Source organism: Cellulomonas hominis, from assembly GCF_014201095.1.
GTDB lineage: Bacteria > Actinomycetota > Actinomycetes > Actinomycetales > Cellulomonadaceae > Cellulomonas > Cellulomonas hominis.
In genome coordinates this window covers 1,381,415-1,394,117 of record NZ_JACHDN010000001.1, presented here as the reverse complement: position 1 = coordinate 1,394,117, position 12,703 = coordinate 1,381,415, and the positions used below count along the sequence as shown (strand labels likewise).

General features: G+C 75.3%; 12 protein-coding genes. 9 read left to right on the top strand and 3 right to left on the bottom strand.

The window, feature by feature from the left end:
- Nucleotides 1-4 precede the first annotated feature (4 nt).
- Genes HNR08_RS06610 through HNR08_RS06595 form a run of 4 tightly spaced genes read left to right on the top strand, consistent with a single transcriptional unit; the run spans nt 5 to nt 3,622 of the window.
- Nucleotides 5-802 carry an IclR family transcriptional regulator gene (locus HNR08_RS06610; RefSeq protein ID WP_146836670.1) on the top strand — a complete coding sequence of 266 codons (798 nt, stop codon included), beginning with the start codon at nt 5-7 and terminating at the stop codon, nt 800-802.
- A 35-nt stretch (nt 803-837) separates the two neighbouring features.
- The gene (locus HNR08_RS06605; protein WP_146836667.1) at nt 838-1,830 is read left to right on the top strand and encodes a C-terminal binding protein; all 993 of its coding nucleotides are present in this window, start codon (nt 838-840) and stop codon (nt 1,828-1,830) included.
- Nucleotides 1,827-2,870: a zinc-dependent alcohol dehydrogenase gene (locus tag HNR08_RS06600; RefSeq protein WP_183834886.1), complete on the top strand. Its 1,044-nt coding sequence runs from the start codon at nt 1,827-1,829 to the stop codon at nt 2,868-2,870. Before HNR08_RS06605 ends, HNR08_RS06600 begins: the two co-directional genes overlap by 4 nt.
- Nucleotides 2,867-3,622: an SDR family oxidoreductase gene (locus tag HNR08_RS06595; protein WP_146836664.1), complete on the top strand. Its 756-nt coding sequence runs from the start codon at nt 2,867-2,869 to the stop codon at nt 3,620-3,622. Before HNR08_RS06600 ends, HNR08_RS06595 begins: the two co-directional genes overlap by 4 nt.
- Before the next feature lie 200 nt (nt 3,623-3,822).
- On the opposite strand, the gene HNR08_RS06590 is transcribed toward HNR08_RS06595, so the two are convergent.
- Nucleotides 3,823-4,449 (bottom strand): TetR/AcrR family transcriptional regulator, encoded by a 627-nt coding sequence (locus HNR08_RS06590; protein WP_183834884.1) that lies wholly within the window; start codon nt 4,447-4,449, stop codon nt 3,823-3,825.
- 117 nt (nt 4,450-4,566) lie between these two features.
- Here HNR08_RS06590 and HNR08_RS06585 point away from each other — a divergent pair, with 117 nt between their 5' ends.
- Together HNR08_RS06585 and HNR08_RS21585 are read left to right on the top strand one after the other, a co-directional pair.
- Nucleotides 4,567-5,640, top strand: a complete 1,074-nt coding sequence (locus HNR08_RS06585) for an ABC transporter permease (RefSeq protein ID WP_146836732.1) — start codon at nt 4,567-4,569, stop codon at nt 5,638-5,640.
- A complete protein-coding gene (locus HNR08_RS21585) occupies nt 5,637-7,481 on the top strand; it encodes an ATP-binding cassette domain-containing protein (RefSeq protein WP_246803038.1) in 1,845 nt (614 codons plus the stop codon). Before HNR08_RS06585 ends, HNR08_RS21585 begins: the two co-directional genes overlap by 4 nt.
- Before the next feature lie 13 nt (nt 7,482-7,494).
- Here HNR08_RS21585 and HNR08_RS06575 read toward each other — a convergent pair whose 3' ends face one another.
- Nucleotides 7,495-8,253, bottom strand: coding sequence for an ABC transporter ATP-binding protein (locus HNR08_RS06575; RefSeq protein ID WP_146836658.1), 759 nt, complete (start codon nt 8,251-8,253; stop codon nt 7,495-7,497).
- Between the two features lie 148 nt (nt 8,254-8,401).
- Entirely contained in the window at nt 8,402-9,859 is a 1,458-nt protein-coding gene (locus HNR08_RS06570) for a sugar porter family MFS transporter (protein WP_146836655.1), read from the bottom strand.
- A gap of 205 nt (nt 9,860-10,064) precedes the next feature.
- Here HNR08_RS06570 and HNR08_RS06565 point away from each other — a divergent pair, with 205 nt between their 5' ends.
- The 3 genes from HNR08_RS06565 to HNR08_RS06555 all read left to right on the top strand — a co-directional run bounded on the left by HNR08_RS06565 (nt 10,065) and on the right by HNR08_RS06555 (nt 12,652).
- On the top strand, nt 10,065-10,667 hold the full coding sequence (locus HNR08_RS06565) for a hypothetical protein (protein WP_146836730.1): 603 nt from the start codon (nt 10,065-10,067) through the stop codon (nt 10,665-10,667).
- Between the two features lie 353 nt (nt 10,668-11,020).
- On the top strand, nt 11,021-11,641 hold the full coding sequence (locus HNR08_RS06560) for a DUF47 domain-containing protein (protein ID WP_146836652.1): 621 nt from the start codon (nt 11,021-11,023) through the stop codon (nt 11,639-11,641).
- A gap of 6 nt (nt 11,642-11,647) precedes the next feature.
- Nucleotides 11,648-12,652, top strand: a complete 1,005-nt coding sequence (locus HNR08_RS06555) for an inorganic phosphate transporter (RefSeq protein WP_146836649.1) — start codon at nt 11,648-11,650, stop codon at nt 12,650-12,652.
- The last annotated feature ends 51 nt before the right edge of the window (nt 12,653-12,703 follow it).

Genomic DNA, 12,703 nt, shown 5'->3' with positions numbered 1-12,703 from the left:
GACCATGCGCGCGACCAGCCTCCTGCCGAGCGAGGACCCGGCGGCGGACGGCGCCGCGCCGCTGAGCGCGAGCGGGAAGACGCTGATCGTGCTCGAGGCGGCGCTGACGCACGCGCGGTTCTCCGAGGTGGTGGCGGCCACGGGCCTGCCGAAGGCCACAGTGCACCGGATCATCGCGACGCTCGCCGAGCACGGGTTCGTCACCGTGGACGCCCGCGGGGAGTACCTGCCGGGCCCGCGGATCCTGTCGCTCGCCGGGCAGGCGCTGCGCCGGATCGACATCTCCCGGATCGTGCAGCCCCACGTCGACGACCTGGTGGCGCGCGTGCACTGCACGGTGCACGTGGGCGCCCGGAACGGCGACGAGGTGGTGTACCTGGTGCGCACCGACTCGGACAAGCCGTACCGGATGCCGTCCCGGGTCGGGGACTCGGTGTCGATGCACGCGACCGGCATCGGCAAGGCGATCCTCGCGCAGGGCGACGACGACGCGGCGGCCCGCTACGCCGCCCGCACCGGGCTGCCGCGCCGCACGGACAGCACGATCACGACGCTGCCCGGCCTGCTGCACGAGCTCGCGGACATCCGCGACCGCGGGTACGCGCTGGACCGCGGGGAGAACGTCCCGGGGGTCGCCTGCATCGCGGTCCCCCTGTTCGACCACACCGGGCAGGCCACGTACGGCATGTCCATCTCCACCCTGTCCCTGGAGCACTCCGAGGACCAGATCGTCGCCATGCACGGCGACCTGCGAGCCGCAGCCCGCGCCGCGTCCGCCGCGCTCGGGCACCGCACGACCTGACCGCACCCGCCGGTGCGGTCGCAGGAGGGAACCTCATGACCGACCGCACCGCCGGGGCCACGCACGTCGTGGTGACCGAGTGCGACCACGACGCCTTCGCCGAGGAGCAGGCCGCCGCCGCGGCCGCCGGGGCGACGTTCCGCGTGGCGCAGTGCCGCACCGCCGACGAGGTCGTCGCCGCGTGCGCCGACGCCGACGCGATCCTCGTGCAGTACGCGCAGATCACCGCCGAGGTGCTGGACGCGCTGCCGCGGCTGCGCGCGATCGGCCGCTACGGCGTGGGGGTCGACTCCGTGGACGTGGACGCCGCGACCGCCCGGGGCGTCGCCGTGTGCAACGTGCCGGACTACGGCACCGAGGCGGTCTCGGACCACGCGATCGCCCTCACGCTGTCCGTGGCCCGCGCGATCCCGCGACTCGACCGCGGCCTGCGCGCCGGGCGGTTCGAGCTGCCGGCCGTGCGTCCGGTGCACCAGGTGCGCGGCCGGACGTTCGGCGTGCTCGGGCTGGGGCTGATCGGCACGGAGACGGCCCGCAAGGCCGCCGGCCTCGGCTACGAGGTGATCGGGCACGACGTGCGGGCCACCCCCGGGTCGACGTACCACGGCGTGCGTGCCGTGACCCTGGACGAGCTGCTGGAGCGGTCGCAGGTGCTCAGCCTGCACGTGCCGCTCGACGACGCCACCCACCACCTCGTGGACGGCGCGGCGCTCTCCCGGATGCGGCGGGACGCGATCCTGGTGAACACCAGCCGCGGGGGCGTGGTCGACACCGCGGCGCTCGTGGCCGCGCTGCGGGAGGGGCGGATCGCCGGCGCGGGCATCGACGTGCACGAGGCCGAGCCGGTGCCCGTCGACCACCCGCTGACCGCGATGGACCAGGTCGTGCTCACCCCGCACCTCGCCTGGTACACCGAGGAGTCGTACGGCGAGCTCAAGCGCCGGACCATGCAGAACGTGCTCGACGTGTGCGCGGGGCTCCGGCCGGCGAACGTGGTCAACCCGGCGGTCCTGGCGGTGGCGTCGTGAGCGCCGCGGCCACCATGTCCGCCGTGGTCTGGACCGGCCCGGACGCGGTCGAGGTGCGGGAGGTGCCGCTGCCGGAGGTCCCCGACGGCTGGGCGCTGGTGCGCGTGGCCTACAACGGCATCTGCGGCACGGACCTGGCGATCGTGCACGGTGCGCACCCCCGCGCGCGGCACGGGCTGGTCCCCGGGCACGAGCTGTCCGGCTGGGTCGAGCGGGCCGGCGCGTCCGGGCCCGGCGTCGGGGAGCTCGTCGTCGCCCGGCCGCTGATCTCCTGCGGGACCTGCCGGGCGTGCGCGTCGGGGAGCCCGCACGTGTGCCGGGAGCTCGGGCTGTACGGCATCGACACCCCGGGGGCGATGGCGGACTACGTCGCGCTGCCGCCCGAGGTGCTGCACCCGGTGCCGGCCACCGTGGACGCGCGGACCGCCGCGCTCGCCGAGCCGCTGGCCGTCGCGGTGCACGCCGTCGCGCTGTCCGGGCTGGTGCCGGGGGACACGGTCGGCGTGCTCGGCGCGGGGCCGATCGGGATCCTCACCGCCCTGGTCGCCCGGCACGCCGGCGCGGCCCGGGTGGTCCTCGCTGAGCCGAGCGCCTGGCGGCGGTCGGTGGCCGCGGACCTCGGCCTGGACGTCGTCCCGGAGGGCGGCACGCTCACGGGGTCGGTCCGGGACGTCACGGGCGGGGAGGGCGCGGATGTCGTGTTCGACTCGGCCGGCCACCCCGCGGTCGCGCCGGAGCTCACCACCGCAACGCGGGTGCTCGGCCGGATCGTCGTCGTCGGCGTGCACAAGCAGCCCGCGCCGATCGACCTCCGGGACGTGTGCTTCAAGGAGCAGACGCTGCTGGGCGTCCGCGTCTACACCACCGAGGACGTGGACCGGGCGATCGAGCTGCTCGCGTCCGGCGCGCTCGGGCTCGACCGGTTCCCGACCCGCGCGTTCGCGCTGACCGACGCCGCCGCGGCGGTCGAGGCGGCCGCCGCGGGCACCGGCTGCCTCAAGGTCCTCACCACCCCCCTCGACGGAAAGGCCGACGCATGACCTCCCCCTTCGACCTCACCGGCAGCACCGCCGCCGTCACCGGCGGCGGCCGCGGCCTCGGGCTCGGCATCTCACGGGCCCTGCTCGACGCGGGGGCCGACGTCGTCGTGCTCGGGCGGGCCGGCGTGCCGGACGACCTGGTGGCGTACGCCCGGGAGCGCGGGCGCCGGGTCGCGTTCGAGCGGCTGGACCTCGCCGACCCGGACGGCGTCGAGCCGGCCGCGCGCCGGGTCCTCGAGGCGCACACGGTCGACGTCCTGGTGAACAACGCCGGGACGCAGGCGCGGCACCCCGCCGCCGACTTCCCGCTCGCCGACTGGGACGCCGTGCTGCAGGTCAACCTGCGCGCGGTGTTCCAGCTCTGCCAGACCTTCGGCCGGCCGATGCTGGAGCGGGGCGCCGGCAGCATCGTCAACCTCGCGTCGCTGCTGTCGTTCCAGGGCGGCTTCACCGTCCCGGCGTACGCGGCGTCCAAGGGCGCGGTCGCGCAGCTCACCAAGGCGCTGTGCAACGAGTGGGCCGGGCGCGGGGTGCGGGTGAACGCCGTCGCGCCGGGGTACATGGCCACGGACATGAACGCGGCGCTGCTCGCGGACCCGGTGCGGCTCGAGCAGCTCTCGGTCCGCATCCCGGCGGGCCGCTGGGGCACGCCCGAGGACATCGGCCACGTGGTGACGTTCCTGGCATCCCCCGCCGCCGCCTACGTCCACGGCCAGGTCCTCGCGGTCGACGGCGGCTGGCTGGCCCGCTGACACCGCCCGCCCGCCCGGCCGGCCACCCGCCCGGCCACCCGCCCGCCCACCCGCCCACCTGGCCACCCGCCCGGCCCTGCTCCGCGTCGAGGTTGCAGCAGCTGCGGGGTTCCGCGGCTCGAAGCCCGCAGCTGCTGCGATCTCGCCGACGCCGACGCCGACGCCGACGCCGACGCCGCGGACGGGTCGGGCGGGGTGGGTCAGGGGGCGAGCGTCGTGAGCAGGTCCGCGACCTCGACGGGGCGGCCCGGCAGCGGGTCGCCCCCGGGGCGGAGGGCCGCCCGCAGCAGCGGGGCGCGGCGCTCCAGAAGGGCGGCGTTCAGCTCGTCCGGCAGGCCGGGCAGCGGGCGCAGCGCGGCGGCGAACATGAGCAGGATCTCCGGCACCCCGACGTCCGCGCGGATCAGCCCGCGGTCCTGCGCCGCGCCGACCACGCCCGCGGCCGCGGCGGCCGTCCGCGCCCGCTCGTCCACCAGGTCGGGGGTGAACACGTCGGCGTCCCGGGCGCGGGGCGCCAGCGCGGGCAGCAGCATCGGCAGCCCGGACTCGAGGATCCCGTCGAGGAAGCCCTCCCACGCCGCGCGCGGGTCCGGCCCGTCGAGCGCGGTGCCGGCGGCGGCGACGAGCCGGCCGACGTGCGCGAGCCGGTCCGCGATCACGGCCCGGACCAGCGCGGCCCGGTCGGGGAAGTGCCGGTACACGGTGCCGACCCCGACGCCGGCCGCGCGGGCGATCTGCTCCATCGGCTCGTCGAGACCCCGGGTCGTGTAGAGGGCCCGGGCGGCATCGAGGACCCGCTGCCGGTTCCGTGCCGCGTCCGCCCTCACGCCGGTCACCCTAACCCGAAATAACCGGAAGCGGAGGTTCCGGTTCGGGTGTACGGTGGTGCCGTTCGGGCGCCGCGGAGGGCGCCCCGGGACGCCGGGAGGCGAGCCGTGCGCGCGATGATCCTCAAGGAGTTCCGGGAGCTCCGCCGCGACCACCGGACGGTCGCGATGCTCGTGGTCCTGCCGCTGCTGCTGCTGACGATCTTCGGGTTCGCCGCGAACTTCACCGTCGACAGCCTGACCACGCTGGTCGTCGGCCCGGGGGCGCAGCAGGCCGCCGACGCGATCACGGCGTCCCCCGCGGGGGAGACGCTCGACGTGCGGGACGTGCGTCCCGGCGAGGACCGGGCCGACGCGGTCGACGCCCTCGCCGCCAACCGCTACGACATCGCCGTCGTGACGGGGGACTCCGGGACGCCGGAGGTGCTGATCGACGGCACCAACCTGTTCGCTGCGCAGGCCGCCAACGTGGTCGTCGCGCGGCTCGGCGACGCGGTCGACCCCGAGATCCTGTTCAACCCCGACCTCGAGACGTCCTGGGTGATGGTGCCCGCGCTGATCGGTCTGATCCTCACGTTCATCGGGACGATCATCACGAGCATCGGGCTGGTGAAAGAGCGCGCGGCCGGGACGCTGGAGCAGCTCGCGGTGATGCCCCTGCGGCCGGTCGACGTCATCGTCGGGAAGATCGCGCCGTACTTCCTGCTCGCCGCCCTCGACATGGCCGTCGTGACCGTGCTGGGCATGGTGATCTTCGGGGTGCCGTTCACCGGGAACGTCGCGCTGTTCGTGCTGGCCGGGGCGATCTTCCTGTTCGTCGTCCTCGGGATCGGCGTGTTCATCTCGACGGTGTCGCAGAACGCCGGCCAGGCGATCCAGGCGGCGATCCTCGTGCTGCTGCCGCAGATCCTGCTCTCCGGGATCATCTTCCCGCTCGACGCGATGCCGCTCGGCGTCCGGTGGATCGGGTACTGCCTGCCGCTGACCTACTTCACGCAGGTGTCCCAGGGCCTCATGCTCCGCGGCGCCGGGATCGACTCCCTGTGGCTGCCGATCGTGGTGCTCACCGCGATGGCGGCGCTGGTGTTCGGCGCGGCGGTGTGGCGGTTCCGGGCGTCGATCACGCCGCGCCGGCCGCGCGGTGCGGGCGCGGCCTCCGCCTCCGCCGAGCCCGTCGGGGCCGGGCGGTGACCGCCGTGGCCGCGCCCGCGGGCGTCGCGGGGGTGACGGGCGTGACGGTCCGGCGCGGCGGGCACGCGGTGCTCGACGACGTCACGCTGCCGGTGCCCGCCGGCGAGATCACCGCCGTCGTCGGCGGTGACGGCGCCGGCAAGACGACGCTCGCGCGTCTGCTCGTCGGGCGGGAGCTGCCGGACGCCGGCGAGGTGCGGCGGGCCGACCCGCGGCGCACCGGGTTCCTGCCCGCGACCTCCGGGGTGTGGGGCGACCTGAGCGTCGCCGAGAACGTCGACCTCGTCGCCGGCGCCTACCGGCTCGACCCCGCGACCGCCCGCGACCGCGCGGACCGGCTGCTCGCCGCCGCCGGGCTGGCGGACGTGCCGCACCGGCTGGGCCGCGAGCTGTCCGGCGGCATGCGGCAGAAGCTCGGGTTCTGCCTGGCGATGCTGCCGGACCCGGAGCTCGTCGTGCTGGACGAGCCGTCCACCGGGGTCGACCCGGTGAGCCGCGTGGACCTCTGGCGCCTGCTCTCCGCCGCCGCGGCCGGCGGCTCGGCGGTGCTCGTGACGACGACGTACCTGGACGAGGCGGAGCGGGCCGCGACGGTCCTCGTCCTGGACCGCGGCGTCGCGGTCTACCGCGGCGACCCCGCCGCCGCGGCGCCGCAGGTCCGGGGCTCGATCGCGGTCCGCCGGGTGGGCGCGGGCGGTGGCGGCGGTGCAATCCCCGCCGAGAGCGCGGTCGGCACGACGACGGGGGGCCCGCGCGAGCACGCCGTCGTCGCCGCGGGTGCGGGTGCGCCCGCGCTCGCGCAGTGGCGGCGCGGGGGTGCGGTGCACGCGCTCGTGCCCCCGGGGGAGGGGGCGCCGCCCGCGGACCTCGAGGACGCCGTGATCGCGCTGACCGTGGAGCGGCGCGGGGGTGCCGGCACCGCGGTCACGCAGCCGGAGCCTGCCGTCCCCGCCCCGGCCCGGCACCGCGCCGCGACCGCGGCCCCGGCCGCCCCGGCCGTCGACGCCGCGCACGTCGTCACCGCCTTCGGCGCGTTCCGCGCGGTCGACGACGTCTCCCTCACCGTCCGCCCCGGCCAGGTGCTCGGTCTGCTCGGCGCGAACGGTGCGGGCAAGACCACGCTCATCCGCACGGTCCTCGGCCTGCTCGCCCCGACGACGGGCACGGTCCGGGTGCTCGGTGGCGAGCCGTCCCGCGACACCCGGCGGCGGATCGGCTACGTCCCGCAGGGCCTCGGCCTGGCCGCGGACCTCACCGTCGCGGAGAACCTGGCGTTCGTCGCGGCGGCGTACGGCCTGGACGTCGTCCCGGAGCCGCCGGCCGACCTCGCGGCGCAGCGCGACCGGCTGGTGGGCTCGCTCAGCCTGGGCCTGCAGCGGCGGCTCGCGTTCGCCGCCGCGCTGTCGCACGGCCCGGAGCTCCTGGTCCTGGACGAGCCGACGTCGGGCGTCGACCCGCTGGCCCGCGCGGTGCTGTGGGACACGGTGCACGAGCAGGCCGAGGCCGGCGTCGCGGTGCTGGTGACCACGCACTACATGCAGGAGGCGGAGCAGTGCGACGCCCTCGTGCTGATGTCCCGCGGTCGCCGCGTGGCCGCGGGCACGCTCGCAGACGTGCTGGACGGGACGACGGCGGTCGAGGTGACGACGCCGGACTGGCAGGCGGCGTTCGGGGCGCTCAGCGCGGCGGGGCTGCCGGTGACGGTGGCCGGGCGGGCCGTGCGGGTTGCCGGGGCCGGGGCCGCCGACGTCGGCCGGGCGCTCGCCGCCGCGGGGGTGCGCGGCGAGGCCCGGTCGGTGCCGGCCCGGCTGGAGGAGGTGCTGACGCTCGCCTCGCGGTGAGCGCCGGCCGCCGTCAGCGGAACGCGCCGACCGCCTCCGGGAACGCCTCCGCCAGCTCGCGGGTCTCCTCGTGCTGCGGGTCGGACAGCAGCGTCCGGACGGTCCCGGACTCGACGACCCGGCCCTCGGCGAGCACGTGCACGGTCCCGGCCAGGCGGTCCACGAGGCGCAGGTCGTGCGACACGACGAGCAGCCCGACGCCGGTGCCGGCGATCGCGACGAGCTCGTCCGCGACCTGCTCGCGCAGCGCGGGGTCCAGCGCGGTGGCCGGCTCGTCCAGCACGAGCACCTCGGGCCGCGTGGCCAGGGCGTCGGCGAGCGCGAGGCGCTGCTTCTCGCCCCCGGACAGCGAGTGCAGCGTGCGGTCGAGGTAGCGCGGGGCCAGGCCGACCCGGGCGAGCACGTCCGCGGGCTCCTGCCCGGTGGCACGGCCGGCCTTGCGCGCGTCGTTCAGGGTCGCGGCGAGCACCTTCTGCACCGACGTGCGGGAGTCGACGCCGACGATGCCGTCCTGGTGCACGGCCCGGACGACGGACCGGAAGGCCTTGGCCTCCTTGCGGGACAGCTTCGCCACGGGGCGGCCGCCCCAGGTCGCGCGGCCCTGCGTGGCCTTGTGCCGGCCGAGCAGCACCTGCACGAGGGTGGACTTGCCGGCGCCGGAGCGGCCGATCAGGCCGACGGTCTGCCCGGGCTCCACCGACAGGCTCGCGCCCGCGAGCACCGGCGCGCCGCCGTAGCCGGCCCAGACGTCGTGCGCGGCGAGGGCGGTCATCGGGCCACCCCCGCCCGGTGCGTGCCGGTTGCGTGCTGGTGCGGCGTTCCCACGGTGCGTCCCTTCGAGCGATGACTCCGGTGTCCCCAACGGCCGAGCCCCCCGCGAAGTTTCCGCGAGGGGCTCGTGCCGCAGCAAACCGGGGTCGTCAGGCGCGCCCCGCCTCGCGCCGGCGGGCGGGCGGCAGGTCCTCCATGTCCTCGAGCTGGACGCCCTTGGTCTCGGGCACCTTGGTCAGCACGAAGAAGAACGACAGCGCCGCGAACACGGCGTACATCAGGTACGGCCCGGTCGCGCCGAAGGTGTCCAGCAGCGGCGGGAACGTCACGGTGATGAGGAAGTTCGCGATCCACTGCGCGGCCGCGGCCACGCCCAGCGCGGCGGCCCGGATCCGGTTCGGGAACATCTCGCCGAGCAGCACCCAGACCAGCGGGCCCCAGGACGCCCCGAAGAACACGACGAACGCGTTCGCAGCCACCAGGGCCACCGGCCCCCACGGCGACGGGAGCGAGACGTCCTCGCCCGAGCCGGAGGCCTGCGTGAACGCGATCGCCATGATGGCCAGCGACAGCGTCATGCCGACGGACCCGGTCAGCAGGATCGGGCGCCGCCCCACCTTGTCGATGAGCGCGATCGCGATGAACGTCACCGCCACGTTCGTCACCGACGTGATGGTGGAGACCAGGAACGACTGGCTCTCGTCGAACCCGACGGCCTGCCAGAGCGTCGTCGAGTAGTAGAAGATCACGTTGATGCCGACGAACTGCTGGAAGACCGACAGCAGGATGCCGACCCAGACCACGGGCAGGAGGCCGAACCGGGGGCCGCGGAGCGTCGCCTGCGCCTCGAGGGCCTTGTCCTTCTCGATGGTCTTCTCGATCTGCGCGACGCGCTCGCGGGCGTCCTCGTCGGGACCGAGCACGGACTCCAGGACGGCGACCGCCTCGTCGCGCCGGCCCTGAGCGACCAGGTAGCGGGGGGATTCGGGGATCCGCAGCGCGAGGATGCCGTAGACGGCCGCCGGGAGCACCGCCACCAGGAACATCCAGCGCCAGGCCTCCCAGCCCAGCCACAGCTCCTCGGACGCGCCGCCCGCGGCCTCCTGCAGCAGCTGGTCCGACAGCAGGGCGGCGAAGATGCCGATGGTGATCGCGAGCTGCTGCAGCGACCCGAGCCGGCCGCGCAGCGCCGCGGGGGCGATCTCCGCGATGTACGCCGGAGCGATCACCGACGCGATGCCGATGCCGATGCCGGCCATGATCCGCCAGATGATCAGGTCCCAGACGCTGAAGGCGATCGCCGACAGGATCGACGACACGAAGAACAGCACGGCGCCGAGCACCATGACCTTCGTGCGGCCCCACCGGTCGGCGAGCTTGCCGCCGATCCACGCGCCGAACGCGCAGCCCAGCAGGGCCACCGCGACGGCGAACCCGGTCAGGGTCGCCCCGAGGTCGAACTGCCCCTGGATCGCGTCGACCGCGCCGTTGATGACGGACGAGTCGAACCCGAACAGGAAGCCGCCGACCGCCGCGGCGACCGCCAGGCCGATCGCCTTGTTGTGCGACGGGTGCCGCCCCGTCGTCCCCCCGTGTGCCTGCGCCATGACGCCTCTCCTCGCTCCGCTCTGCCTGCGGTGACGCGCCCCGGCGGATCGCCGCCCGAGGGCCATCCCACCTTTCACCCGACCCGCACATCTCGCACCCGGAAGCGGGGCGCGGTGGTGGCCGTCCTGCGGGGTCGCGGCCGGAGGGCGGACAATCGGGGGGGTGACGTCCGACTCCTCCCGCCCCCGCTTCCGCCGGCCCGCGATGCTCGACCCGCGCGAGGCCGACGAGCTCCCCGGCGACCTCGACCCGGCGCTGCGCTCGGAGGTCGCGCACACCACGGCGGCGGCGATCGTGCACCGCGGCCGGTCGGGCGGCGACGACCCGGCGCTGGTCGAGCGGCTGGTCCGGCTTGTGGAGACCGAGGGCCTCGACGTGGTGGCGGCGCTGTGGGCGGACTGCCCGGCGACGACGCTGCCGGGGACCCTGTGGCGGCTGTACGTGCTGCGCGAGTGGGTCCGGCGCGACCCGGAGACCGTGGCGGACCGGTACCGGCAGGGCCTGCACACCGCCCCGGTGCACCACGTGGTCGCCGGCGTCGCCAGCCCGCCCGGACCGGACGAGGTGCGGCAGGTGCTCGACGCGGTGCTGTCCGGCCTGTGGACGGGCGACCTCGACGTGGCGCTGGAGCGGGGGGCGGCGTTCTGCCGGGTGCTCGGCACGGGCGCCGCGTTCGACGCCGACCACCTGGACCTGGCCGCGGACGACTCGTCCGCGCGGCTGACCCGCAGCGCGGGGTCGCTGGTCCGCACCGCCGAGGAGCTGGAGCACGCCGCCGGGCTGTGGCGTGCGGGCGCACTGGAGTGAACGCCGCCGGGGTGGCCGGTGTGCCGTGGGATTCCTCACCCCGCCCGCCCGCGACGCGGCGGGAGCCGGCGCGTAGACTCGAACGCGACGCCGGGCCGCGGTAGCCCCGGGCTCCAATTCCAGCCGCTCCGAGCGGCCACGCGCCGAGAGGCGCTTCCCGGTCCGGCGTCCTCAGACCCCCGGTGCGGCTCCCGCCGACGTGAGACCTCCGTCCCGGTCCGCCGCCGAACGTGACGAGCGCGACACCCCGGGAACGCTGTGCGTTCACCCTGCGTTCACCTTCGGGGTTGTCAGTTCACCCGGCGGCTGCCCTAGCCTGTGCCTGACAAGAGCCCTCTTCCCCGGAGCCTCCCGTGCGCCTGCGCCTCACCCCGCGCGACACCTCGTTCTTCGATCTCCTCGCCGCCTCCGCGGCGCACCTCGTGACCGGCGCGAACCTGCTGGCCGAGCTGCTGGGGGCCGACCGTCCCGCCCGCAAGGCGCTCGCCAAGCAGCTGGCCGAGGCCGAGCACCTCGCCGACGAGGCGACGCACTCGATCATGCGGCGGCTGAACCAGACGTTCGTCACCCCGTTCGACCGGGACGACATCTACGGCCTGGCCTCGGCGCTCGACGACTGCATGGACTTCATGGAGGAGGCGGCCGACCTCATCGTCCTGTACAAGCTGGAGGCCCTGCCGGCGCGGGTGTCCGACCAGGTGCAGGTGCTGCAGCGCGCGGCCGAGCTCACCGCCGACGCCATGCCGCGGCTGCGGTCGATGGACTCGCTGTCCGAGTACTGGGTCGAGGTCAACCGCCTCGAGAACCAGGCGGACAAGTCGCACCGCAAGCTGCTCGCGCAGATGTTCGACGAGATCACCGACCCGATCCTCCTGATGAAGCTCAAGGAGGTCGTGGAGAAGCTCGAGGACGCGGCGGACGCGTTCGAGAAGGTCGCGAACATGGTCGAGACCATCGCGCTCAAGGAGTCCTGAGCCCCGGTGGAACTCGCGCTCGTCGTGGTCGTGGTCGCCCTGGCGCTCGGCTTCGACTACACCAACGGCTTCCACGACGCCGCGAACGCCATCGCGACGTCCGTGTCCACGCGCGCCCTGACGCCCCGCGTCGCGCTGCTCATGGCCGCGGTCATGAACTTCGCGGGCGCGCTGCTCGGCACCGAGGTCGCGGAGACCATCGCGACCTCGATCGTCGACCTCAGCGACGCCTCGTCGCACCAGGCCCTCGTGGTCGTGCTGTGCGCCCTGGTCGGCGCGATCGTGTGGAACCTCATCACGTGGTGGTTCGGCCTGCCGTCGTCCTCCACGCACGCGCTGATCGGCGGCCTGGTGGGCGCCGGCCTCGCGGGCGGGCTCGTGATCTACGGCTCGGCGATCGTCGACAAGGTCGTCCTGCCGATGATCTTCTCGCCGCTGATCGGCTTCGGCCTGGCGTTCCTCGTCATGGTGGGCCTGCTGTGGATCGTGCGGAACGCGTCGCCGTCGCGGACGACCCGCCGGTTCCGGCTCGCGCAGACCGTCTCGGCCGCCGCGATGGCCCTCGGCCACGGCCTGCAGGACGCGCAGAAGACCATGGGCGTCATCTTCATGGCGCTGCTCACGGTCGGCTGGGCGGACCCCGACGGCGGGATCCCGCTGTGGGTCAAGCTGTCGGCGGCCGCGGCGATCTCGCTGGGCACCTACTCCGGCGGCTGGCGCATCATGCGGACGCTCGGCCGGAAGATCATCGAGCTCGACCCGGCGCGCGGCTTCGTCGCCGAGTCGGTGTCCGCGGTGGTCCTGTACGTGAACGCCTTCGCGCTGCACGCGCCGGTGTCGACCACGCACACGATCACCTCGGCGATCATGGGCGTCGGCGCGACCAAGCGGCTGTCGGCGGTGCGCTGGGGTGTCGCGAAGAACATCGGCGTCGCGTGGGTCCTCACGATCCCGGCGGCGGCGGCCGTCGCGGCGCTGGTCTACTTCCTGCTGAGCCCGTTCCTCAACTGACCCGGGGCGGGGCCCCGGGCCGGGGCGGCAGGCTGCGGGCAGGCGGGCACG